The following is a 23,267-nucleotide window of genomic DNA, read 5'->3' as shown; positions in this document are numbered from 1 at the left end:
AAACGAGGAGGGGGTAAGGAAAATGTGGGTTTATGAAAAGAAATTGCAGTACCCTGTTAAGGTCAGCACCTGTAACCCCATGCTGGCTAAATTCTTAGTAGAACAATATGGCGGAGCCGATGGAGAACTTGCTGCAGCATTACGATACTTAAACCAGAGATATACGATTCCTGATAAGGTTATTGGATTATTAACGGATATTGGGACAGAAGAATTTGCCCATCTAGAAATGATTGCTACTATGATATATAAGCTGACAAAGGATGCAACACCAGAACAGATGAAGCAAGCGGGCCTTGACGCTCATTACGCAAATCACGATAGTGCACTTTTCTACCATAATGCTGCCGGCGTACCGTTCACAACAGCATATATCGCAGCAAAAGGCGACCCTATCGCAGATTTGTATGAGGATATCGCTGCGGAAGAAAAAGCAAGGGCGACCTACCAATGGATTATCAATATGAGCGATGACCCAGATCTCAATGATGCGTTAAGGTTCTTGCGCGAGCGTGAGATAATCCATTCCCAGCGTTTCCGTGAGGCAGTGGAAATATTAAAGGATGAGCAAGGCAAAAAGAGAATATTCTAAGATTGAATGAAGCATCCCTTTCAGGATGCTTCTTATTTATTTTCATGGTAAAGATTTATGTCAAAAGTCTTTTTCATCATTTCAAACACTACATGGCGATTCTTCCACTCTTCTTCCTTCTTCCATAAATCTTTACTGCGATCGACAATCTCACAGCGGAGAGCATGATATTCTTTTTCCGCTTTCTCCCGCTTTTCTTTTAATAAAATCATTAATCCATAAGTCCCAACGGTCAAAATTAAAAAATATAAATTCGCTGAGTTCTGGACATATTCAGAAAAGATTTCAGCAAATGAGTAGGAATATGGCTTCATCACTGTTACATAAAGATAATAGAAATAGACGGTTATAAGTCCAATCGTTATCCATACAGACAAAAGATGCCTCGATTTGTATCTGTCAAACTTCCTTTTCCGATCAATTAGATTATTGAGCATCTTCTTCGTTGCATGATCTGTTCTGTCATCCAGATTCATGATTACTGGTTCCATTGACAAGTCCTCCTCTTTACCGTTGGCCACAGCCTTACATTAAATTTATGAGCTTGTCCTTTACGATATGATAGGAAGCTATAAAAACAAAATTTGTGTTTTCCTTCCAATATCCTACTATTCCTGAGTTGAACACACCCAATCCAAAAATAGAAAAACTAGCCAGAACCTTAGCTCCGGCTAGTTTTTAATAGGTATTTTCAAAACTTGTCCTGTCTTAATTTCATTACCCTGAATATTATTTGCATTTTTGATAATGGGGATTCCTTCTTGCGATTTATAATATTTCATCGCAACCCTGAAAAGTGTTTCACTTGGTTGAACCGTATGATAGATGATTTTCCCCTCGCCTCCTGCATTAACCGTTGGCGCTGGCGGAGCTTCGACAGCAGGCTGTTTCGTTGTTGTTTCGGAAGCAGCAGCTTGCTCCTTCGTGACAACCGGATTTTCAGGTGTATTTTTATCATTTCCACTTTCTGGGGCAGGTGCGGCTGTCGCAACATCAAGATCCTCAGGTTCTGCGATCTCCTCAATCGCAGGAGAATCTTCATCGTCCGCTGAATCCTTAGCTCCGCTATCGCCTCCACTGCCGCTCTCCACATCAATCAGTTCAACACCAGCCCGCTCTTCCGTTAGATCCAACGGCCCTTTTGAACCATCAAGGTAGGAAATGATGCTGAAAAAGGTGATTGGCAGGAGAATGAAAAACAATGCCATTAGCCTTATTACTGGATACTTCACCTTAACCTTTGTTTTCTTTTGCTTTAGCCTGTGTAATTCGCTCCTGGGTGGGAGTTTCTCTTTTTTATCAACAGCATGTTCAGCTTTTCGTTCAACCCTTTTTCTCAGGCGCTCTGCCTGGTCCCTAATAGGTTTTTCTCTATTCAACGTTAGTACCCCCATTTGCTGCTCCAGCCCTGAATTTAATCATAAGCCCTAATAAAAAATCAATGAAAAAGTGCATTACAATCGTTACAAGCAAATTGTCAGTCTGCATATAAATATAACCAATTAAAAAACTCAGCAATATTATATTTAGGAACAAAAACCAATTGAACAAATAGCGGTAATGGACTACTGCAAATATAATGCTGGTTATCATTAATCCGGCGTTTGTCTGGATGATTCCCCTGAAAAGGATTTCCTCGCTGGTCGCTACCAGTGCCGCGATCAGTGCTATCTGCAAAATTGTTTTATTTTTAAAGATTCGTTCGTTCAGACCTCCATCGTCATAATAGGATGGAGGGAGATATTTCATAAGCAAAACATCAACAGTTACCACGAAGACTGCCGCTCCGAACCCGATAGTAAGAATACTAAAATCATCCCAGATAAATAAATTTTCGAATTCATTTAAACTATCAAACAATATCATACCTAAAATGGCGGAAATCGTTAATAGTACTATTTGAGTAGCAACCAAATGAAAAAGCAGTTCTTTTTCAGTAAGTCCCGCTACTGTTTCCTTGTATCGTTCCTTCATCATATCCGCCCACTTATTCTAATAATAGCTAACAAAAAACACATTCATAATCGTGTTTCGTTCTTTATGAAAATGGTTTTAATAATAGAATAGAAGCCAGTTCTTGTTTCCAATTATTACTCACTGGTTCGTCAGCTGCGACTTCACTTTGTTTGTAGTGGTTCATGTCTAACCCACATATCGTACAGCAATTAGCTGGCTTTGTGGTGAGCTGTTCATTGAAATGCGTCAAAATTTCTGCCCTTTTACAATCCTGCGAATGGACCCAGTCGAGCATTTGCTTAATCTTGAAGTTTTTAACCGACAAGCGGTTTTCTACAATATTGATAAAGCTGCTTTTATCTTTATCATAATCAATAACTTCCAGGCTTGAAAGATAATCTTCACCGATCCTCCATTGAATTTCAGTAAAACCGCAAAACGCTATGATTTCTTCTTCATACTGTTTTGCTTCTAGATAACTCACATTACGATCAGTAAGGAACCTAAAAAGCCTTTCTATTTGAATATGATCAGGCAGTTCCCCCTCAGCCAGCTGAAAAGCAAGCTGCTCATCTCCAGGAGAATATAGCAGCACGGCGATGGAATCCAATCCATCCCGTGCAGCCCGGCCTATTTCTTGCAAATATGACTCAATTTGCATCGGCATATGGAAATGTATCACATATCTGACATTCTCTTTGTTTATTCCCATACCGAAAGCACTCGTTGCACAGACAACTTCAAGCTGGCCATGAATGAACTGCTGCTGAATCAGTATCCTGCTTTCAGAATCCAGCCCCCCATGGTAAGCCATCACTTTTCTGATTCCCTGTTCTCTTATATAAGCAGCTGTTTGCTCAGCCATCTTTTTACTGGAGAAATAAATGATGCCAGGTCCTTTCAAATATTTTACCAGCTCTATGGTCCGTTCAATTTTCTCTTGAAAATGACTGACACGTTCAACTGCAAGTGAAATCGACGGACGATCAACAGAATATACAACTTCCTTCCAATCACTTAGAAGAAGTTTTTCAGCTATATCCTGCCTTACCTCTTTTGTAGCGGTAGCAGTTAGTGCAAGCGTCAGCGGTTCTCCAATCAGCTTTCGAATGATACCAAGTTTTAGGTAATCCGGCCTGAAGTCATAACCCCATTGCGATATACAATGGGCTTCATCCACAACAAACATGGATATATTCAAATCTTTTATCCGATTAACCACTAAGTCTAAACCCAGCATCTCCGGAGAAATAAATATAAATTTGTAATGGTTTAGTCCCTCAAGGGCTTTTCCCTTCTGCTGAGGTGTCAAAAAAGAATTTAAAGCGATGACCCGCTTTTCACCCATCGCCATCATTTGTTCCACCTGATCCTGCATTAGTGACAACAAGGGAGAGATAATGAGCACCTGACCATCAGACAAGTAGCCTGGAAGCTGATAGCAGAGAGACTTCCCAGTACCCGTCGGCAGCATCGCAATCGTATTCATTCCTCCAAGGATCGATTCAATTGCTTCTTGCTGCCCAGGACGGAAATGATCAAAGTTGAAATATTTTTTTAAATAGTTCTTCAGTTCCATTTAACATCACCATATTTTGCAAGCACAAGCCTGATTTCAAAATAAGAAACATCCACCACTTGTTCTCTGATTTGCTTTAATCTTTTTGCTCCAATTTTTCTTGCAGCCGTTAGAATCCTCTGTTGTTTCTCTGGCAAAACATAATAATCAATTTTAAACTCCTTTACCGAGAGAACAATTTCTACAATATGGTCTTCAACTGTACTTTCTTTAAGGTTTCGGACAGCTGCTACCTCCTCAATCGAATAACCTCTTTGTAGCATTTTATACGTTTTTTCAGTAGATTGGGTTAAGGGAACCTTTTGTTCCGGCTGCTTAATCAATCCATTTAAAAGCGGAAATCTAGAGGAATCACTCATGATTTTGTCAAACATGGCATGCAAACTGTTTAAAAATTCGAAATGATAGTGGGCTGGCTCTAATCCAGTCAATTCAGCAGCCTGAACGGCGGTCAATCCAATTTTCTTGAAGCCCGTCAGCCTTAATACGATCAACTCTGGCCGGCTTTTCTGATTTTCCAGAGTGGCAGTCAATTCTTGATACAGCCTTTCTGCAAGCTGATATCTGTCCTCGCCCTGCTGCCTAATATAATGTTTAACCCAATTAAGAGTTTCCTTTTTATTGCGGACAGGAATAAAACTCCGTTCACGGTGGACTAAATTAGAACTTACTTGAATGAGCAGTGTCAGCCTTTCCCAAAACGATTCTGTGACCTGGTGGTACTTCCAGCCATTTAAATAAATAGGCAAGGGACTTTCAGCCAGCTTAAGATCTAATTCTTGTATCCCTCTGGGGGTTAAAACAACTTTTGTATCAGCAATTTCCTCAGCCAGACCGTACTCCATGAGACAATTCACTGCCTTCTCAAGCTGGCTTCTTGTTATTGAAGGATAAGAATGAAAAAAAGGTGAAAGCTGATATAGATGGGCATCTTGAATAGTTTGGGAAGACCTCTTACCTTGAAAAAGATGGAATAAGGAATAAATTGTCCGTTCTCCATTAATTTTTTTTAAAAGATACAGGATGACTGCCTCTAGGTATGTAATTTGCATAAAATCACCCTTGCTGAAATTAGAATCATCACCATGCAATTTCTTTACCTTTCCTATTGCAGGAAAATATTATAGATTTATTTTACCATGAAAATGCAGAAGAAAATGTTTTATTTTCAGCCCTAAAACCTCGCAACGCCTTATGTGATAAGCATTCTCAATACTTTTTTTATTGAAATGTTTGCGATACAGTTTTACAATAGGTATGAGGAATACGTTTTCACTTTTTTAGGAAGACGATTTATTATTGTTAAACATTTGGGAGGAATTAGATCATGGCTAAGTACACGATTGTTGACAAAGAAACATGTATTGCATGCGGAGCTTGCGGTGCAGCTGCTCCAGACATTTATGATTACGATGATGAAGGCATTGCATTCGTAACACTTGATGAAAACGAAGGTATCGTAGAGATTCCAGACGTTTTAATTGACGATATGATGGATGCATTCGAAGGCTGCCCAACAGATTCAATCAAAGTAGCAGATGAGCCATTTAACGGAGATGCTACTAAATTCGAATAATCAATACATAATTCCCGCTTTACGGCGGGAATTTTTTTGTCGGCATTTAGCGATCTTAATTTTTCTTCATGCATCTTCTCATAGAATGTTGCTGTACTTAAAGAATTTGAGCACTGGAATCAGGGACTAGATATAAAGGCCATATAAAGACAAAAAAAAGCAACGGTGCAGACCGTTGCTTTTTATCTATTTAATCTCTGCTGAGATAATTATGCGTTTTTAAAAGACCGCTGTCTTTCAATCCATGTTTTCATTCTTGAGAACATCAGCATGAATACAATCGACATTAAAATACCTTTAACAATATTGAAAGGCAAAATACCGGCCACAATAAGTTGTTTTGTTTCCGGGCCAGACATTGCCGGCATATTTAAAAATAATGTATATGCAGGAAGAAAAACGAAATAATTCAATACGCTCATCAAGATTGCCATGCTGACTGTACCTGCAACAAGGGCAAATGTCATGCCTTTAGTTGTTTTCAGCCTCTGGTAAAGGTAATAGGTTGGAAGGATGAACAACACGCCTGCGACAAAATTAGCAACGTGGCCAACAGGGACACCTGTTTCACTTCCAGTCATAAAATAATCAAGCATGTTCTTTAATAACTCTACTAAGATACCGGCAGCCGGACCAAAGATCAACGCCGCAATCAATGCAGGAATATCGCTGAAATCAACCATTAAAAACTTGGGAAACGGCGGCAGCGGAAAGTTCAACAACATAAGTACATAAGAAATACTGCTTAACATCCCAATTGAAACCATTGCTTTAACACTAAATTTTTTCATAATCCTCTCTCCTTATAGAGATCCATCTCACATAAAGAAGAAAGATTCAGCATTCACACACCCATAAACAAATAAATCCCCCAAGTTTTATTCTTGAGGGAGTAGTGTTAAAGGCATGCTTAATAAACGATCAAAACCTGCATTTTTTGATCGTCTGCAGAACCTCCATCTTCTCCCATCCAGACTATACTGTCGGCTTTGGAATCGCACCAAATCCTGCCCCTAAAGGCTCGCGGGCTTAGAGAAAAAAGATCTCATTACCGCCGATCGGGAATTTCACCCTGCCCCGAAGATAGACCATATTTAATTTTACAAACTTATTATACTGAAAAAAAGAATATTTGTGAAGCTGTTTGCATGTGACGATTTTATGTCTGCTACAATCTCCATCCTATTCTTCCATCATAATGAATATGATGAATTAAGTGTGATTAAAAAAATAGCAATATCCGAACTTTTTAACCTCGTGATCCTCTTCATATGAGAGCGTTTTCACTAAATCATGAACATTTTTGTCATTTGACAAAAAAATATTCGTTTTGTAAAATAATCAGAATATTACATACTTTAGTTAGGGAGTGAGTGCAGAATGTTTCAGATATTAGCAACGGATTCAATTAAAGAGGAAGGCCTACAGCCGTTACTTGAATTGGAGAACGCTCAGGTTTATATGGACAGTATTGACTCTGAAAATATCAATTTAACCAAAATTGATGCCCTACTGGTAAGAAGCGCTACAAAAGTTACCAGCGAACTGCTTGACCGTATGCCTACGCTTAAAATTGTCGGCCGCGCTGGAGTCGGTGTGGATAACATCGATATTTCAGAGGCCACCAAAAGAGGGATTGTCGTTGTAAATGCGCCAGATGGGAATACCATTTCTACTGCTGAGCATACTTTTGCAATGATGGCTGCACTTCTCAGAAATATTCCCCAGGCTCACTCTACGGTAAAGAATGGTGAGTGGAAAAGAAATCAGTATATCGGAAGTGAATTGTACGGAAAAACATTAGGGATTATCGGAATGGGCAGAATCGGGTCTGAATTGGCTAAGAGAGCTAGAGTCTTTGGAATGACTGTAAAAGTTTTTGATCCATTCCTGACGAAAGAAAGAGCTGAGGTATTGGGTGTACAATTATCCACTTTTGAGGATTTATTGCCAATTGCAGATATCATTTCCGTCCATACTCCATTAACAAAAGAAACGAAAGGGCTGCTCAATGAAAAAACTTTAAGTTATACCAAAAAAGGCGTTTACCTGCTTAATTGTGCCAGGGGCGGTATTATTGACGAAATCGCTCTTGCTCACTTCATTGAAAAAGGTCACGTAGCCGGAGCTGCACTAGATGTTTTTGAAGTTGAACCTCCTGGGAATCACCCTTTGCTTGATCTAGATTCAGTCATAGTAACTCCTCATTTAGGCGCATCAACAAAGGAGGCACAATTGAATGTTGCCACCCAGGTCGCCAAGGAAATCAGGACCTTTCTGGAAAACAAACCAGTGGCTAATTCAATTAACCTGCCGGCTATGTCCAAAGAAATTTACGAAAAAATCCAGCCTTTCCACCAGCTCGCCAAAGAAATGGGGAAAATTGTTTCAGAATGCCACAATAAAGGGATTAGCGAGTTGACTGTTACATATTCAGGCACCGCGGCCGAGCTGGAGACCTCCTTCCTTACAAAAGCGCTATTGTCTGGTTTCTTCCAAAATCGCATCGATGTCACTGTTAACGAAGTAAACGCCATCCATATCGCTAAGGAACGAGGAATCATGATCGGAGAGAAAATCACCGGTGATACTTTTGGCTACGCGAATACAGTTACAGTTACTGCCCTTGGTGACGGGGAAACTTTTACAGCAAGAGGGACATATATTGAACATTATGGCCCGAGAATCGTCAATCTTGATGGATTTAACATCGACTTCCACCCATCAGGCAACCTTCTTTATATCCAGCATATGGACCGCCCAGGGGTTATCGGGCATGTAGGGAAAGTTCTGGGGGATCATAACGTCAATATCGCAACGATGCAGGTAGGAAGAAAAGAAGCAGGAGGAGAGGCCATAATGGTCCTTTCATTCGACAAGCCGCTTCAAGAGGATATGATTGAAAAACTAAAATCATTAAAAGAAATCGTTACAATAAACAGTATCATACTTTAATAATGGCCCTTTGGTAAACTTTGTTTGTTTTAATAAGTTGATTTCAGACAAACCAAAAAAATCTTTTGGATAAAAACCTATATTAAAATAACTTAATGAAAACAACAAAGGCCATCCTATGTAGCCTGTTCAGACTGTAGACAAACTCGATAAAAACGAGCTTGTCTACAGTTTTTCTTTTGTTTGGAGGAGTAATGGGACTGTTGATTTCCTTTCCAGGCGCTTCGCTTTCCGCGGAAGAATTATAAAATATTCCACCTATGAGTAACCAAGAAGCCTTATTAGTGCCCTCTTTTTCCAATTTTTTCTCTTTCAGGTAAGCAAGGGGCGTTATTGGCGCCCTCTTTTTCCAGCTTTACCCATTCCAGGTAACCAAGAGGCCTTATTAGTGCCCTCTTTTTCCAATTTTGCTCTTTCAGGTAACCAAGAGGCGTTATTGGCGCCCTCTTTTTCCAGCTTTACCCGTTTCAGGTAACCAAGAGGCCTTATTGGTGACCTCTTTTTCCAAATTTTGGATATTATAGCGATCAAGAGGCTTATTGGTGGACCAATTTATGTATCTTATTTATGTGTATAAAAGCGGGTTGAATAATTCTTTGAAGGTTACTCATGATCATTTGCTAGAGTCTCTAGATCGGATCATTTTACCTCTCACCTGCCCCGTTTGAGTCTTACACTTTCTGCTCTAGTCATCGATTTGCAAAAGGGGTTCGGAATGAGATCATTCCGAACCCCTTTTCTCTACAAACTGAACAGGCCTTCATATGAAGTCCTGTTTTGCTGCAGCTAATTTTTTTCTATCCTAAGGGATGAGCTTTTCGTTCACCTTTGCTAAATGTCATGAGCTCATTGTATCCAACTTCTTTAGCTAGCTTCAGTGCCTGGTCATAATCAGCACCGACATGTTCTGGCACATGGGCATCAGAGGATAGCACTATAGGGATTTTTTTATTATGACACATTTGAAGGAGTCTTTTATCAGGATATAAAGTCTGTGTTGGCTTCCTTAATCCTGCTGTGCTTATTTCTACACATGTTTTGGATTGCGCCAGAGCTGTTGTTGCTCTATCATATTGCTCCAGCAGGAAATTTTCATCAGACGGGATATATTTAAAGATTTTCACAAGGTCAATATGACCGATAATATCGAATAGATTCGACTCTGCAAGGGTAACAACTTGGTCAAAGTATAATTTATACACTTCATTGATGTCCCTTTTATCCCATTCCCGCCTGTATTCGGCAAGATCGATCCCGAAGTCGCCTATCCAATGGATTGAACCAATAACATAGTCGAAGTCATAGCTTTTTATGAACTTTTCCATTTCCTTATGTTTACTCGGCGTATAATCCATCTCTATCGACATCTTTACGTCAATATTATTTGTCCATGCATCTTTAAATAACTGAACATAATCATCCATATCATAAAAGCGCCGTTCATCCACCCAGCTGTTTCGAAGGATATCTGCCGTTTGGTAAAAGTGATAGGCATGCTCTGAAATCCCGAAATGCCCAATCCCCTGTTTTTCGGCAGCAGTGGTGAACTGCTTTAAATAATCCAGGGTCAATGTTCCTCTTTCCAAATGGTTATGGTAATCCGTCAGCATTTCATTTCCATCCCCCTATAGAATCGTTTTCCCTATTATACTTTCACGAATTAAAGGGGACAAGAAATAACTATCTGGTGATCAAAATTTGCTGAGGCTGGATTACGTCTGTAGTTAAGTGATTCAAAGCTTTGAGCTCTTCAACGGATGTTTTGGTCTTTGCGGCAATCGAATGCAGAGTATCTCCAGCCGACACGATATAACGATCTTGTTCAGCAGCATCAATTACAAGAATGTCACCAGCGGCAATTCGAAAATCTTTTATATTATTTTTCTGAGCCAAAGAATCCACCGAAGTCTTGTACTTTATTGCTATCGACCATAATGATTCCCCTTTTTGGACTACATGCTTCAATGTTTCCACATTTTCTGAAGATGGGGCTTTCACTGTTTCCTGGCTTTCCCGGTTTTCCTGGTTTTCTGTGCTGCCTATTTGGATATCATCAGCCATACGGAGCTTCGCAATTGTTTCCAGAGAGTATGCCTCCTGTTTTTCAAGGGCTGTGACTGGCTGTCCGATCGTAGCATCCCCAAGTGCGATGACTGGATTGACAGCATTTTCTTTCTCGTAGGTCCACTTTTCTTTATGGATTTCAAAGTGGAGATGCACGCCCGAAGAATCACCGGTATTGCCCATCTCCCCAATAATATCTCCCTGTTTTACAGTTTGTCCTTCTATAACCTTCCTTTTATTTAAATGAGCATAAACCGTCTCTAAATTATTCTCATGCTTGATAAACACAACATGTCCATATGTTCCCGAGTAGTAGGACTTCGTGACCACACCATCGGCTACTGTATGTATAGGTGTCCTGAATTCTGAAGCAATATCAATTCCTTTATGGTGACCATGACGTGTACCATAAACGTCTGATACTACGCCTTCAGCTGGCCAAATCCAATCTGAAGTCAATTCCGGGATATCCAGCATTTCTGCTTGAGAGTGCTTTCCGCCGAGAAATAGCAAGCTGACACAGAGTGCCATTAACCCAGCAATGAGCAAACGCTTTATGTAATCCTGCATTTTCTTCCTCCTTAAATTTGTACTCCCTTTCCATCACTATGACAGGCTGTACGAAAATAGAACTCCCATCGATGGAAAAGCAGCAGCTAAAAAAGCACATTCGTTATATTTGGTGATAATAGGCTTTTTTATGCAAAAGAAGGAAAATTCGTAAGCGCAGTGTTTGGAAATTTGTAATTCAACTTCATTATGAAGGCTTCCATAGCAAGGATAAGATTAAATTTCCCACTAACAAAGAACGATTTAAAAAACGAAGTCATTTTAGTTTCTAAAGGTTCCTTAACGATGAACGATTAAAAAACTAGCCGACTATTTCTTCGTGGTGAAAAAAATTTTTACGAAAATGGCCATAAAAAAAAAGAAAGGCTGGCCAGCCTTTCTTTTTATTCAATAACTTTTTTATTAGGAGCTACTGGTACGGGTATTGGATCATTCAGTATAAATGGACCGATCTGCTCTGTGCCAGCATTTTCAAATTTCACAGATTGGTATCCAAATTCTTTTGCAGTCATCAGGATAGCCTCAAGATTTGGCAGAAACTCATTATCCAAAGCCATCTTATTATCTAAAATGATTTTGAGTTCAGTATGATCTTCTTCCGGTTCTATTTTTGCAGGCGAAAAATCTTTAGGCAATGAAGCCGTTAGCTTAAGCTCGTCAATATTCCCCCGCATTTGTTCAAATGCCAGCATGATTGTGTCGAATTGCTCTTTTGTTGGAACGAGGAAGGGCTGTGTATTGTCATCTTGCTGGTAGAACATATATGCACGCATCTCATTTGATGCCGGGGTTATGGGGCCCTCATCCAATATGCCATAATTCCCTAAGTCCATCCCTGGTTTTTGCTCTGTCGTAAAGGTCAGCTTCTCGATTCCCTTCCCAGATAAATTCTGGGACATGGCATCAAGCAGAAGGGTGCTGGCTGTACTTCCATCCCTATAGGGGTGATCAGCCTTTACATCCATATTCAAGGTTTTTGAAGTTTCATTATATTTGAAGGTTGCATCCACTGGATAAAATTCAATTAATCCCCACTCTTCTTCCTTGAGCTTAGGCATTGTCTCAGTGAAGCTGTCAATCCACGGTTTGCCATCCTCTTTAGGAATAGTCGTGGTTATCGGAACAAGAATCTGTCCGTTTTGATCAGGAATTGCATAGGTAATGACTTCACTTTCTTGACCCACCAGCTCTTCCTTGTACAATGCATTCAGGCCGGCATATGGATTTTCAGCTACTTTAGCAGTAAACTCATTTTCTGTATTCTTTTCCTCATTTGTTGTGTCCATACTTATATTTTGATCTGCTGTCTTTTTCGCGGCACTATCTTTAGTGGCAGCATCCATATCCATCGCCATATTCGACTCAGAAGATGATTTGCTGTCGATACTATTATCTGCGGATTGGTTCCAATCCATCAACCCAGGTGAAAGAATGAATGCAAGGAAAAGCACAGCTGCCATCGCGGCACTTGGGATGACCCAGGCCGGCATCCTTCTTTTCTCGACTCTATGGGCAATGTTTTGGTAGATGTCACGAGGGTCGCGATGATCTTTTATCTTAGGCATCTGGCCGAGGATTTCTTCTAGCTGCTTATCGCTTAACTGTGACTTTTTCACTAGTCATCCCTTCCTTTTCGATCATTTCTTCCATCAGTTTTTTTAGAGTTTTTAAAGCACGGTGCTGTGTCGTTTTAACCTTGCTTTCCGTCCAGGCTAACGCTTCAGCTGTTTCCGTAATCGTTAAGTCATGAATATACCGCATGATAATGACCATTCGCTGGTCAAACGTACATTGATCAAGGCACTTGTACATCATCTGGATTTCTTCGCTTTGAAGCGCAAGTTCCTCAGGAAGCGGCTGGTCATCCTTTACTTGTCGTGCAGACATATCGAACGATTCGAGCAAGCGCTGTTTCCAGCCCTTTTGCTTGCGAAAATGGTCAATTGCTACGTTTTTAGCGATTGAAAACAACCACGTTTTTTCACTGCTTTTGCCTTCAAATCGGTCATAAGCCTTCAAGACACGGATATACACTTCCTGGACAAGGTCTTCAGCCTGCTCCTTGCTTTTTACCATATAAAATAAAAATTGAAAAACGTCATGATGATATTTATTATATAATTCATCAAAAACGGAGTTCATTGGTCGCCTCGCCTCCGTATTCATAAGATTAGTCGTTATGTATGTAAAGAAAGTTTCATAATAACTATATTATTTTTAGATTGGAAATGAAAGGATTTTTCGTAACTGAAAACAACAATCATTGAGAAAAAAATTTTTCAAAGGACTAATATTTTAATCAATCATGGGCCAGACCTTTTAAATTTTCTGTTGATTTCTCTCAGGCTCTTCGTTTTCCGGGGGGGCAGACCAGAGAGCCTCCTCCTCACTATACGCTTCCTTGAGGTAAAAATGTTAAAAGGCCCATCCCTATCAGGAATGGACCAAAACAATGAAATATTTCAACGAAAAATGTTCCCCGTGAATCAAGAATAGTCGGCAAGTAATCCCAATTTATTCAATAATTCGAGGGATAAAAAAGGAAAATGTCGTTCCATGTCCAAGTTTGCTTTTTACCGAGATATTCCCCCGATGAGCCTCGATGATATTCTTGGCAATCGCAAGACCGAGACCAGTGCCAGATATGCCACGGGTCCTTGATTTATCCGCCTTATAGAATCTCTCAAACAGGAATGGTAAATCTTCTTCAGGAATTCCGGGACCCTGGTCACTTACTTCAATGTATAAACCTCGCTCATCGGTTCTTCCGCTGATCAGAATAGAAGCTGAATCTGGAACGTGCCTGATGGCATTATCAATCAAGTTAGTCAAGACCTGTTCAATTCGGTCAGGATCGAAGCGGAAGTTTGACTCATCTGTATCGAGCTGTACCGATAAATCAATCCCCTTTTCCTTTGCGAGACCATGGAACTTTCGGATCACCCGGTTTACGTATGGTCCAATTTCAATCGATTCCACAGATAGGAGAATATGTCCTGCCTCCATGCGTGCCAAGTCCAGCAGCTCATTCACGAGCCTGCCCATCCTAAGAGATTCATCATATATAACTTTGGCCATTTCCTTCTTTTCTTCATCAGTCTGGGCGATATCATCGACAATCGCTTCACTGTAACCCTGCATCATCGAAATCGGTGTTCTGAGTTCATGTGAAACATTTGCGATGAAGTCTTCCCTAAGTTTGTCCAACTTCCGCTCTTCGGTCATATCCCTGACAACAGCCACCGCTCCACGGATAAAACGTTTATTATATAGCGGGCTGACGATGATAACCCAGGTACGTCCCTGTGCCGAGATTTCCCCTACCTGCTCTTTTTCCGTATTTACTGCGAGCTGGAATAGCTCCATAACCTCTGAAGGTACGGCATCATTATTCTCAGAACCAAGCCCCTGCTCATAATACCAATAGCGCAGGAACATTTCTGCCGGAGGATTGGTGATCAGGATCGTTCCATCTCGGTTGAAGGTGATTACACCATCTGCCATGCTGCTCAGTATACTTGTCAGCTGCTCTTTTTCCTGACTAAGGGCATTCATATTAAACTTGAGCTGCCTGCCCATTTGATTGAATGCGGTAGCTAATTCCCCGATTTCATCATGAGTAAGAATTGGTACTTTCGTATCGAATTTCCCTCTCGCCACTTCAAAAGCTGCTTCACGCATTTTACGAAGTGGTGCCGTAATCCGAGTTGATAGAAAAAACGCGAAAATTGTCGTAAGGACGATGGCTACTCCCGCTGCCAACAATATGAATTTTGTCGTCAGCCTTGTTGTTTCTCCCATCACTTCAAGTGATTGATAGATGAAAACGGCTCCATTTCCTTTTACATTTTGATGGAGCGGGACACCGATCATCAAGTATTTTGTATCATCCACCTGGCTTGAAACTTCTGGCAATGAAGTAATGATATCAACTGTTTTGTCTTTATTGAAAACCTCGGCCAATACCTTTTCTTTCATAAAAAATGAAATAGGAACATGGACTGCAGCGTCATCAGTTCCAGGGGAATAAAAGTACGTATTTTCATTTCTTACAACCGTTACACGGGAATCGTCATCGACCATTTCCCATGCGATTTCAAGTCCTAATTCTTCCTCCTGGCCTGGATGGTCTTCGAGAACCTTGGCAATTTTCTCAGCAGTATTGGTGAGTCCTTTGCGCGTTTCATTTATATGATAGTTTTCAAAAAACTCCAGCAGCATGACTGTCAGGATAAACAATACAAAAGAAACTAACAGAAGGATGGTAATCCAAAGCTTACCTACTACACTGCGCCAAAACATCATTCATTGACTACCTCGAATTTGTAGCCAACCCCCCAGACAGTAACAATCATTTTCGCAGCCTGTTCAGATACTTTATTTAATTTCTCGCGCAGTCTTTTAACATGTGTGTCAACTGTACGCAAGTCACCGAAAAATTCATAATGCCAAACTTCCTTCAATAGTTGTTCCCTGTCAAAAACCTTATCTGGTGCTTTAGCCAGGAAATAAAGGAGTTCATATTCTTTTGGGGTCAAGCTGACTTCTTTTCCGTCGGCAGAAACCCTATGAGCATCATTATCAATGGTTAAATGAGGGAAAACAATTACATCTTTAGCAGTTGTTTCCGTCTGAAGATAACTTGTGCTTGAAGAACGTCGCAGCATTGCTTTTACACGAAGTACTACTTCACGTGGGCTGAATGGTTTTACGATATAATCATCTGTACCAACCTCAAACCCCTGCACCCTGTTCACTTCTTCACCTTTTGCAGTCAGCATGATCACTGGCGTGGACTTTTTTTCCCTCAAATCACGGCAAACCTCAAGTCCATCCTTGCCAGGCATCATTAAATCAAGAAGAATGACATCGTAATCATTGGCAAGCGATTTTGCCAATGCTTCGTTCCCATCTTCCGCTTCGTCTATAATATAATTCTCTCTTTCAAGATACATCTTCAATAAACGTCTGATTCTTTCTTCATCATCCACCACTAAAATCTTAACGTCTTTTTCCATAAGGTATATCCCTCCCTGCGAATATTTTACATAAACATACGTCTTCTTGCCATGATTTTTTAAAAAATGCCTTCACTTAAAGCAGTGAAGGCATTCAAAATTTTGACACATTTTATGAACCTGCATAAGAATGCAAGCCAGCAATGACTAAGTTAACAGCTACCAGATTAAACATGATAATAATGAATCCGATCACGGCTAGCCATGCAGATTTCTCCCCATGCCAGCCTTTTGAAAGGCGGAGATGAAGGAAAGCAGCGTAGAAAAGCCATGTAATCAATGCCCAAACTTCTTTTGGATCCCATCCCCAGAAACGTGTCCAGGCAATTTGGGCCCAAATCATAGCAAAGATCAGACCTCCAAGTGTGAAGACCGGAAAACCGATCAAGACTGAGCGGTAGCCAATCTCATCAACAAGGTCAAGATTGATATTTTTCGTCCATGGCTGCAGGGCTGCAGCGATTCTCTTCCTAAAAATTGCTCTTAATAGCACATATAATACTATACCCGCAGCAAGAGACCAAATAACCGTATTTAATTTTTTAGCGTTTATGATTGCAGGTGTTTCAAATGAAGGCTCAAAACGATCTTTGTCTGTGAGCTCAAATTGATGCGGGCCAACAAGTGCCGGCACAGTATATTTCTCTGTTGCAGGCTGAGCTTCTTTATTAACATAGTTAAAGTTCGCCTCGTAGTGTGTCGCAGCGAAGTAGCTGGATACAAAGACGAAACCAAGTGTGCTGATCAAGCCAAACAAGACAACTTCAAGCCATAAAGTGCTTTTACTCTTCTTTGTTTGATCAACACTTCTAACGAGATAAATCAAACCGGCCGCGAAGCTGATTGCAAGGATTGCTTGTCCTATCGCTGTCGTCGTTACATGGATATGAAGCCAATAACTTTGCAGCGCAGGAATCAACGGAGTGACATCCCTTGGGAACATGCTGCCATATGCAATAATCAATGCCGCTACAGGCAAAGTGAACAAACCTAAAAGTGGCGTTTTGTACATAAAATAAATACCGATAAATGCCCCTACCAAAGCCATTCCAAAAAACGTTGTGAATTCAAACAGGTTGCTGACCGGTGCATGGCCAGATGCAATCCATCTTAAAATAAAAAATGTCAACTGAGACAGAAATCCTGCGATTGTTACAAGGATACCAATTTTTGCCCATCTATTCGGGCCTTCTTTCCTGTCAGCATGTCTCTTATCCTTGATGGCTCCCCCAAAAAATAAAATGCCGACTAAATAAAGGATAAATGCTGCAAACAGGAAGTTCGAGCTTAAATGAACCATTATTTTCCCCTCCTTATTCTTTCTTATCTCCTGCCAGCTGGTCTTCAGGGGCACCGATACCCGAATCGGCAAATATTGTTTCTAGTTCCCTTTTTAAACCGTGCCAGTTTTTATTTGTATGGGCTGCTGTCCAAATCTGGCCATTAACCCTCCTGATCCATAATCGACGGTGGTTCCAGTATGCTCCCTGGACAACTCCGATCATGAATATCAAACCGCCAAGACCGATAATCCATAAAGTGAGGTCTTTTCGCACTGTAAGTGCTGTAACATTTTTTGTTTCAACACCATTGAAAATCATCTTATATTCATTGTTGCCCATCGGCTCGATTGTCTTTCTGATCGCAACAAAACTAATTTCACCCTTAGGTTTTTCAGGTGAAAACATTTTGAAGATAAAAGCTGGATTATTAGGTATACGAGACTTTGTTGCCGGCTCGCCTTCTGCATTGAATTCAAAATCAGGGAAATAGCTCATGACCTCAACTTTATAACCATTTCCTAGATCGTAATTCATCTTAGGATCATATAAGTCTATTTGGACGTCGCCAAACTGTTTACCAGTTTTTTTATTTTCAAGCTTGAATGCCATCATGTTCATTTCACCAAGCTTATAATCTACCTGATACAGACCAAACCCATCAATTTTGAGTGGCTTGTTAACCTGGATCGACTGGTCACGGACTTTTTCAAGTTCTGGCTTCTCACCTGGAACCGTGTCACCCTTTTTTTTGTACAGCGTGGCATTCGTTTGATAGTTCTTCACTACTGTTCCGACTTTATTAATTGCATCCTTAAAAACTTTGTCGTCTTTATCTTTATCATAGACTTCAAAGATGAACTGATTATTCTTTAGAAAATATTGTCCTTCTGTGCCGGGAATCGCTTTTGTTTCCCCTTCCCTCAACCAAAGGATTTCATCAACATACATTCCTGGGACGAAGCGAAGCATTCCGCCAATCAAAAAGATAATCAGCCCTAGATGGTTGACATATGGACCCCATCTAGAGAAGCGGTTCTTTTCTGCGAGAATGTTTCCATTTTCCTCACGGATTTTATATCTCTTTTGAGTTAAATGGTCTTTAATCTTGCCCACAGCATCATCTGACAATTTGCCATCCGACACACTGAACATCCTCTGGCGCTTTAGAAAACTTTCATGCCTTGTAACTCGCTGTTTCGTAAGCGACCTGTACAATGGGACTACCCTGTCCAGACTGGCAATTAAAAGTGATGTACCCAGTCCAGCTATCAAGAGCAAGTACCACCAGGAGCTATAAAGATTATGGAATCCTAATTCATAATAAAGTTTTCCTAACCAGCCATACTTATCTTCATAATATTCCCCAGCCGGCATTAGTGGAGGTATATACATTTCCTGTGGAAAAATCGTACCAAGTGAAGAAGCGACCAAGAGGGTTATGATCAGCGATACTCCCACCTTAACGGATGAAAAGAAATTCCATATCTTATCGACAACCGTCTTATTATAAGTCTGTGAACGGCGTGCGCTTCCTTCATAACGCATATCAAGTAACTGCTTTTCTTTTTCCTTTTCTTCAAGAACTCTCCCGCAAGATTCACAAAGAATGGTTCCATGTGGGTTTACATGGCCACATTCACATTTTACATCGTTCATTGTAAAAACTCCCTGTTCCCCTTACTTTAAGGTTTAATCTGTTCCATGAATTCTCGGACTGTCTCTTCTGTTAATTCCCCTGTATGGCTTTTTACTACATTGCCTTCCTTGTCAATCAGAAAAGTGATTGGCAGCGGATTGATCCCGTAAGCAGCCTGGACTTGTCCATCCTTGTCAATCATCACTGGAAAATTAAGTCCTTTACGTTCAATGAATTTGTTTACTGCCAGCTCTGTTTCACTTGAATCTATAGCCAGAACCTGGACTCCCTGGTCTTTAAATTGCTGATACTGGTTTTCAATGTAAGGCATTTCCCGTTCACAAGGTTTGCACCATGTAGCCCAAAAATTCAAGAAAACTCCTTGCCCTCTATATTCTGAAAGCCTGTGTTTATTGCCATTCATATCAATAAGGACAAAATCAGGCGCCTGTTTGCCAATTTCAATTTTTTGGTTCTTGTCTTTGTTCATATTGGCGTACAATGTATACGCTACTGCCCCAGCCAAAACCGCAAGAATGATGGTCCGAGTGAGCAGACGCTTTTTTTTCATTTACAAACCTCCCACCGTATTCCCCATTATATCATTTCAAATACATTTATGTTGGAAACTCTTTATGATTTTTTCATCCCAAGCACACGAAGCTGTTTTACTTCATGATGAGTAAGTTCTCTTATTTCACCTGTTCTCAAGCCATTCAGTGTCAGGAAACCATATTTTTCTCTCTTTAACTTCAGGACGGGGTGGCCGATGGCCTCGAACATTCTTCTTACCTGCCTGTTGCGTCCCTCGTGGATGGTGATCTCTACAATTGCGGAATCTTTCTTCTTATCCACACTTATTAGCTTGGTCTTTGCTGGAGCAGTCTTTCCATCCTCTAGCATAATCCCTCTTGCAAGGCTTGTCAGCTTTTCTCTTGAAGGGATGCCTTTTACCTTTGCAACATAAACCTTCTCGATTTCATTGCTTGGGTGCATAAGTATGTTCGCAAATTCTCCATCGTTAGTAAGTAAAAGTAAACCAGAAGTATCATAATCTAGCCTTCCGACCGGGTAGATCCTTTGTTCAATAGTTTCAAAGAAGTCTGTTACCACTTTTCTTCCTTTGTCATCCTGAACGCTCGAAATGACTCCCCGCGGCTTATAGAATAAGAAATAAACCGGCTCTTCTCCCTCGATTTGCACTCCATCGACTTCAATTCTATCGGAAGTGGTTACTTTTCGTCCAAGTTCCTTAACAACACTGCCATTTACTTTGACCCTTCCTTCGAGGATCATTTCTTCAGCTTTTCTTCTTGATGCAATGCCAGCGTGGGCAATAACTTTTTGCAGTCTTTCCATGAAGGTCACTCCTAATAGTATCAATTAACTATTCCTAAGTTTAATATCTAATCCATCCTTATGAATTATGACATAACTCGCGCCGTTTTCAAAGTAAGCAATTCCCTAAAAAATAAATTATCTCCTGTTAAACTTGACTGATAATTTCAAAATTAACAATAACCTTTCTTACAGCCAAAATAAAAAGATACCCCCTAGAGAGGTATCCTCATGAAAACATGATGGTCACAACAATAATAGCTGTTGCAATGGCTACAGCATCTGCCATCAACCCTACTTTTAATGCATCACCCATTTTCTTGATCCCTACAGCACCAAAATAGACTGTTAGGACATAAAAAGTGGTGTCCGTGCTTCCTTGCAATGTAGCAGCAAGCCTGCCGATATAGGAATCCGGCCCATACACTCCAATCAGGTCACTTGTTATTCCCAAGGCTGCCGTTCCGGAAATAGGCCTGATGATGGCAAGCGGGACAATTTCAGCCGGTACCCCTATCTTCGCTAGTCCAGGCCTGATTATATCAACCATCAGATCAAGAGCACCTGATGCTCTGAATACAGAAATGGCAACCATCATCCCGACTAAAAATGGTATAATCGAGACCGCCATTTTGATTCCTTCTTTACCGCCTTCAACAAAGCTTTCATATGTCGGTACTTTTTTAAAAGTTCCATATATTAAGATGAATCCTATCAAGACAGGTATGAACCATAGCGATATAGCTGAAACGATTTCCATATTCATTTACCCCTTTTGCTTCTTCTATAGTAAAAATAACGGTCTATAAAAATTGCAGCCACAGCAGAAACGGCAGTAGCTACCAGCGTCGGGCCAACTATATCGGTTGGATTCTCTGAATTGTAGTTCATTCTGATTGCAATGACAGTAGTCGGGATCAAGGTTATGCTCGCAGTGTTAATTGCGAGAAAGGTGATCATCGAACGACTAGCCTCTTTTTTCCCGCCATTCAGTTCCTTAAGTTCCTCCATCGCTTTAATTCCCAATGGTGTCGCTGCATTTCCAAGACCGAACATATTAGCAATCATATTTGAAAGGATGTAGCCCATCGCGGGATGATTGGAAGGAACTTCAGGGAATAATTTTGAAACAAATGGCTTAAATAAACTTGAAAGCTTCGAAAGCAAGCCAGACTCTTCAGCAATACGCATCATGCCCAGCCAAAAGACTAGAATACTGATTAATCCTATACATAATGTTACTGCTTCCTTAGCACCGGAAAAAACCGCTTCATTTACTTCAGCCATTGTACCGTTCACCATGGCAAAAACAAGACCAATTAACGTCATGATCACCCAAATGTAATTAACCATGATGATCAATTCCCGTCATCGAGGTAAAGATATTTTTGAAGAGATCAAAAAAAGAATTTTCTTTTTCATTTTCCATTTTGTAATAGATTGGCAAGCTGGCAATCTTCTTTTCATTCAGATAAACATTCGCCTTTCCAGCTAGATTCTCATTACGCAATTCTACTCCACCTTTTGGTGCTTTCCTTAACTTATACTCTACCCTTACAAGTTCTTCTTCTTCACTGGTCAGAGGATAGTCAAAAGAATGATCCAGATAAAGCATATTCTTATAGTAGGGATCTTTTATGCCTTTTATTTTCCCTTTTGCCAGAATTTCCGCGATATCATAATTGTCATACGCAGATTCAAACATTTGAATATGATCATTCCAATCATCCGGAGCATTGAGAGTGACAGCAATCAATTCAAATCCATCTTTTTCGGCTGTTGAAACCAATGTCCTTTTTGCACGCTTTGTATATCCCGTTTTTCCTCCGGTACTGTGGTCATATAATTCAGTCAGCAGACGATTTTTATTTTTCCATACCCTGTCCCATGATTCTGTTGGATTGGGTGCTCTGTGGACTTTAGTTGCAGCAATCTTTTTATAATACTCATTGTTCATTGAGTAACGGGTTAGCAAGGCCATATCATACGCTGTAGATACATGATTATCATGATCATCAAGGCCATGTGGGTTTGCGAAATTAGTGTTTTCCATACCGATTTCACAAGCTTTTTCGTTCATGAGGAAGGCAAACCCTTCCAGGCTTCCGCCAACATATTCAGCGATTGCAACGGCTGCATCATTTCCAGATCTCAGCATCAACCCGTAAACCAGATCCTCCAGCTTTATTTTTTCACCAGGCTTTAAATAAATCGATGATCCCTCTGCATGGGCAGCCTTTTCGCTTACCTCGACCATGTTATTCATTTTTCCTGATTCAATCGCCAATATCGCCGTCATGATTTTGGTGATGCTGGCAATCCGGCTTACTTTATGTGCGTCTTTTTCAAATAACACCCTGCCAGATTCCTGTTCTATCAAAATAGCACTGCGTGCACTAACTGAAATAGAAGCCTGGGCAGTACCAGGAACGCTGTATAGCATTAGGGCGGTGATTAACAAAATGATTATCCAATTCCTTTTCATTGATAGACCCTCGTCTCCTTTGGCAGTTTGTACAAGTTTATGCAGGACAAGGCATGATATGACTACAAGCTTTGGGTTATACATTAAGTCAATTGGCAAAAAAAAAGAAACAACTGTAAAAAGCTGTTTCTTTCTGACTGTAGACAAACTCCATGAAAATCGTGGTTGTCTACAGTTTCTTTATTTTGTTTGGATGGAAAATGGGGCTGTTGATT

The 23,267-nt window shown here is 40.4% G+C and carries 22 protein-coding genes and 1 riboswitch; of the genes, 3 read left to right on the top strand and 19 right to left on the bottom strand.

Translation table 11 applies throughout. The features are described 5' to 3' along the window. Positions 1-22: 22 nt before the first annotated feature. Positions 23-592 (top strand): manganese catalase family protein, encoded by a 570-nt coding sequence (locus V7654_RS02200; RefSeq protein ID WP_335428126.1) that lies wholly within the window; start codon positions 23-25, stop codon positions 590-592. 32 nt (positions 593-624) lie between these two features. On the opposite strand, the gene V7654_RS02195 is transcribed toward V7654_RS02200, so the two are convergent. The 5 genes from V7654_RS02195 to V7654_RS02175 form a co-directional block, all read right to left on the bottom strand. Then, positions 625-1,083: a YpbF family protein gene (locus tag V7654_RS02195; protein WP_335428125.1), complete on the bottom strand. Its 459-nt coding sequence runs from the start codon at positions 1,081-1,083 to the stop codon at positions 625-627. Positions 1,084-1,263: 180 nt separating this feature from the next. Continuing rightward, a complete protein-coding gene (locus V7654_RS02190; RefSeq protein ID WP_335428124.1) occupies positions 1,264-1,971 on the bottom strand; it encodes a LysM peptidoglycan-binding domain-containing protein in 708 nt (235 codons plus the stop codon). Further along, positions 1,964-2,566 (bottom strand): CPBP family intramembrane glutamic endopeptidase, encoded by a 603-nt coding sequence (locus tag V7654_RS02185; protein WP_335428123.1) that lies wholly within the window; start codon positions 2,564-2,566, stop codon positions 1,964-1,966. Before V7654_RS02185 ends, V7654_RS02190 begins: the two co-directional genes overlap by 8 nt. Positions 2,567-2,630: 64 nt before the next feature. Next, positions 2,631-4,127 carry a RecQ family ATP-dependent DNA helicase gene (locus V7654_RS02180; protein WP_335428121.1) on the bottom strand — a complete coding sequence of 499 codons (1,497 nt, stop codon included), beginning with the start codon at positions 4,125-4,127 and terminating at the stop codon, positions 2,631-2,633. Further along, the gene (locus tag V7654_RS02175; RefSeq protein WP_335428118.1) at positions 4,118-5,179 is read right to left on the bottom strand and encodes a helix-turn-helix domain-containing protein; all 1,062 of its coding nucleotides are present in this window, start codon (positions 5,177-5,179) and stop codon (positions 4,118-4,120) included. The genes V7654_RS02180 and V7654_RS02175 overlap by 10 nt, the downstream gene beginning before the upstream one ends. A gap of 275 nt (positions 5,180-5,454) precedes the next feature. On the opposite strand from V7654_RS02175, the gene V7654_RS02170 reads away from it, so the two are divergent. Continuing rightward, positions 5,455-5,703 (top strand): ferredoxin, encoded by a 249-nt coding sequence (locus V7654_RS02170; protein WP_023627496.1) that lies wholly within the window; start codon positions 5,455-5,457, stop codon positions 5,701-5,703. 209 nt (positions 5,704-5,912) lie between these two features. Here the strand turns inward: V7654_RS02170 and V7654_RS02165 are convergent, their stop codons facing one another. After that, a complete protein-coding gene (locus tag V7654_RS02165) occupies positions 5,913-6,494 on the bottom strand; it encodes an ECF transporter S component (protein ID WP_335428117.1) in 582 nt (193 codons plus the stop codon). Positions 6,495-6,657: 163 nt separating this feature from the next. Beyond that, positions 6,658-6,792: riboswitch (FMN riboswitch) on the bottom strand. A 291-nt stretch (positions 6,793-7,083) separates the two neighbouring features. Here V7654_RS02165 and serA point away from each other — a divergent pair. Beyond that, positions 7,084-8,658: a phosphoglycerate dehydrogenase gene (gene serA / locus V7654_RS02160; RefSeq protein WP_335428114.1), complete on the top strand. Its 1,575-nt coding sequence runs from the start codon at positions 7,084-7,086 to the stop codon at positions 8,656-8,658. A 797-nt stretch (positions 8,659-9,455) separates the two neighbouring features. Here the strand turns inward: serA and V7654_RS02155 are convergent. The 13 genes from V7654_RS02155 to V7654_RS02095 form a co-directional block, all read right to left on the bottom strand. Further along, a complete protein-coding gene (locus V7654_RS02155; protein ID WP_335428112.1) occupies positions 9,456-10,268 on the bottom strand; it encodes a histidinol-phosphatase in 813 nt (270 codons plus the stop codon). A 70-nt stretch (positions 10,269-10,338) separates the two neighbouring features. Beyond that, complete coding sequence (locus V7654_RS02150; protein ID WP_335428111.1) at positions 10,339-11,292, bottom strand: peptidoglycan DD-metalloendopeptidase family protein; 954 nt, start codon at positions 11,290-11,292, stop codon at positions 10,339-10,341. 383 nt (positions 11,293-11,675) lie between these two features. Then, the gene (locus tag V7654_RS02145; protein ID WP_335428110.1) at positions 11,676-12,908 is read right to left on the bottom strand and encodes a negative regulator of sigma-X activity; all 1,233 of its coding nucleotides are present in this window, start codon (positions 12,906-12,908) and stop codon (positions 11,676-11,678) included. Next, a complete protein-coding gene (sigX, locus tag V7654_RS02140; protein WP_335428109.1) occupies positions 12,883-13,434 on the bottom strand; it encodes an RNA polymerase sigma factor SigX in 552 nt (183 codons plus the stop codon). Before sigX ends, V7654_RS02145 begins: the two co-directional genes overlap by 26 nt. Positions 13,435-13,806: 372 nt before the next feature. Continuing rightward, on the bottom strand, positions 13,807-15,597 hold the full coding sequence (locus V7654_RS02135; RefSeq protein ID WP_335428107.1) for an ATP-binding protein: 1,791 nt from the start codon (positions 15,595-15,597) through the stop codon (positions 13,807-13,809). Continuing rightward, positions 15,594-16,310: a response regulator transcription factor gene (locus V7654_RS02130; protein ID WP_335428106.1), complete on the bottom strand. Its 717-nt coding sequence runs from the start codon at positions 16,308-16,310 to the stop codon at positions 15,594-15,596. The genes V7654_RS02135 and V7654_RS02130 overlap by 4 nt, the downstream gene beginning before the upstream one ends. Before the next feature lie 112 nt (positions 16,311-16,422). Then, complete coding sequence (gene ccsB / locus V7654_RS02125; RefSeq protein WP_335428105.1) at positions 16,423-17,610, bottom strand: c-type cytochrome biogenesis protein CcsB; 1,188 nt, start codon at positions 17,608-17,610, stop codon at positions 16,423-16,425. Between the two features lie 13 nt (positions 17,611-17,623). Then, entirely contained in the window at positions 17,624-19,249 is a 1,626-nt protein-coding gene (gene resB / locus V7654_RS02120) for a cytochrome c biogenesis protein ResB (protein WP_335428104.1), read from the bottom strand. Positions 19,250-19,275: 26 nt separating this feature from the next. Continuing rightward, positions 19,276-19,800 carry a thiol-disulfide oxidoreductase ResA gene (resA, locus tag V7654_RS02115; protein WP_335428101.1) on the bottom strand — a complete coding sequence of 175 codons (525 nt, stop codon included), beginning with the start codon at positions 19,798-19,800 and terminating at the stop codon, positions 19,276-19,278. Between the two features lie 62 nt (positions 19,801-19,862). Continuing rightward, entirely contained in the window at positions 19,863-20,588 is a 726-nt protein-coding gene (gene rluB, locus V7654_RS02110) for a 23S rRNA pseudouridine(2605) synthase RluB (RefSeq protein WP_335428099.1), read from the bottom strand. Positions 20,589-20,796: 208 nt separating this feature from the next. Next, positions 20,797-21,327 (bottom strand): spore maturation protein, encoded by a 531-nt coding sequence (locus tag V7654_RS02105; RefSeq protein ID WP_335428097.1) that lies wholly within the window; start codon positions 21,325-21,327, stop codon positions 20,797-20,799. 2 nt (positions 21,328-21,329) lie between these two features. Further along, positions 21,330-21,920 (bottom strand): nucleoside recognition domain-containing protein, encoded by a 591-nt coding sequence (locus V7654_RS02100; RefSeq protein WP_335428095.1) that lies wholly within the window; start codon positions 21,918-21,920, stop codon positions 21,330-21,332. Beyond that, positions 21,913-23,052, bottom strand: coding sequence for a D-alanyl-D-alanine carboxypeptidase family protein (locus tag V7654_RS02095; protein ID WP_335428093.1), 1,140 nt, complete (start codon positions 23,050-23,052; stop codon positions 21,913-21,915). The genes V7654_RS02100 and V7654_RS02095 overlap by 8 nt, the downstream gene beginning before the upstream one ends. Between the last annotated feature and the right edge of the window lie 215 nt (positions 23,053-23,267).

Origin of the sequence: Bacillus sp. JJ1609, from assembly GCF_036967045.1 — a bacterium.
Taxonomy (GTDB): Bacteria; Bacillota; Bacilli; order Bacillales; family Cytobacillaceae; genus Mesobacillus.
Note: the sequence above shows the minus strand (reverse complement) of the source record. Positions and strands in the feature narration are given on the sequence as shown.

Coding starts and splice junctions, on each gene's coding strand:
- V7654_RS02105 (WP_335428097.1), bottom strand. CDS start 21,327: ATGGAAATCGTTTCAGCTATATCGCTATGGTTCATACCTGTCTTGATA.
- V7654_RS02195 (WP_335428125.1), bottom strand. CDS start 1,083: ATGGAACCAGTAATCATGAATCTGGATGACAGAACAGATCATGCAACG.
- V7654_RS02095 (WP_335428093.1), bottom strand. CDS start 23,052: ATGAAAAGGAATTGGATAATCATTTTGTTAATCACCGCCCTAATGCTA.
- ccsB (WP_335428105.1), bottom strand. CDS start 17,610: ATGGTTCATTTAAGCTCGAACTTCCTGTTTGCAGCATTTATCCTTTAT.
- V7654_RS02170 (WP_023627496.1), top strand. CDS start 5,455: ATGGCTAAGTACACGATTGTTGACAAAGAAACATGTATTGCATGCGGA.
- sigX (WP_335428109.1), bottom strand. CDS start 13,434: ATGAACTCCGTTTTTGATGAATTATATAATAAATATCATCATGACGTT.
- V7654_RS02155 (WP_335428112.1), bottom strand. CDS start 10,268: ATGCTGACGGATTACCATAACCATTTGGAAAGAGGAACATTGACCCTG.
- V7654_RS02180 (WP_335428121.1), bottom strand. CDS start 4,127: ATGGAACTGAAGAACTATTTAAAAAAATATTTCAACTTTGATCATTTC.
- V7654_RS02185 (WP_335428123.1), bottom strand. CDS start 2,566: ATGAAGGAACGATACAAGGAAACAGTAGCGGGACTTACTGAAAAAGAA.
- V7654_RS02200 (WP_335428126.1), top strand. CDS start 23: ATGTGGGTTTATGAAAAGAAATTGCAGTACCCTGTTAAGGTCAGCACC.
- V7654_RS02150 (WP_335428111.1), bottom strand. CDS start 11,292: ATGCAGGATTACATAAAGCGTTTGCTCATTGCTGGGTTAATGGCACTC.
- resB (WP_335428104.1), bottom strand. CDS start 19,249: ATGAACGATGTAAAATGTGAATGTGGCCATGTAAACCCACATGGAACC.
- V7654_RS02130 (WP_335428106.1), bottom strand. CDS start 16,310: ATGGAAAAAGACGTTAAGATTTTAGTGGTGGATGATGAAGAAAGAATC.
- V7654_RS02100 (WP_335428095.1), bottom strand. CDS start 21,920: ATGGTTAATTACATTTGGGTGATCATGACGTTAATTGGTCTTGTTTTT.
- V7654_RS02135 (WP_335428107.1), bottom strand. CDS start 15,597: ATGATGTTTTGGCGCAGTGTAGTAGGTAAGCTTTGGATTACCATCCTT.
- serA (WP_335428114.1), top strand. CDS start 7,084: ATGTTTCAGATATTAGCAACGGATTCAATTAAAGAGGAAGGCCTACAG.
- resA (WP_335428101.1), bottom strand. CDS start 19,800: ATGAAAAAAAAGCGTCTGCTCACTCGGACCATCATTCTTGCGGTTTTG.
- V7654_RS02175 (WP_335428118.1), bottom strand. CDS start 5,179: ATGCAAATTACATACCTAGAGGCAGTCATCCTGTATCTTTTAAAAAAA.
- rluB (WP_335428099.1), bottom strand. CDS start 20,588: ATGGAAAGACTGCAAAAAGTTATTGCCCACGCTGGCATTGCATCAAGA.
- V7654_RS02165 (WP_335428117.1), bottom strand. CDS start 6,494: ATGAAAAAATTTAGTGTTAAAGCAATGGTTTCAATTGGGATGTTAAGC.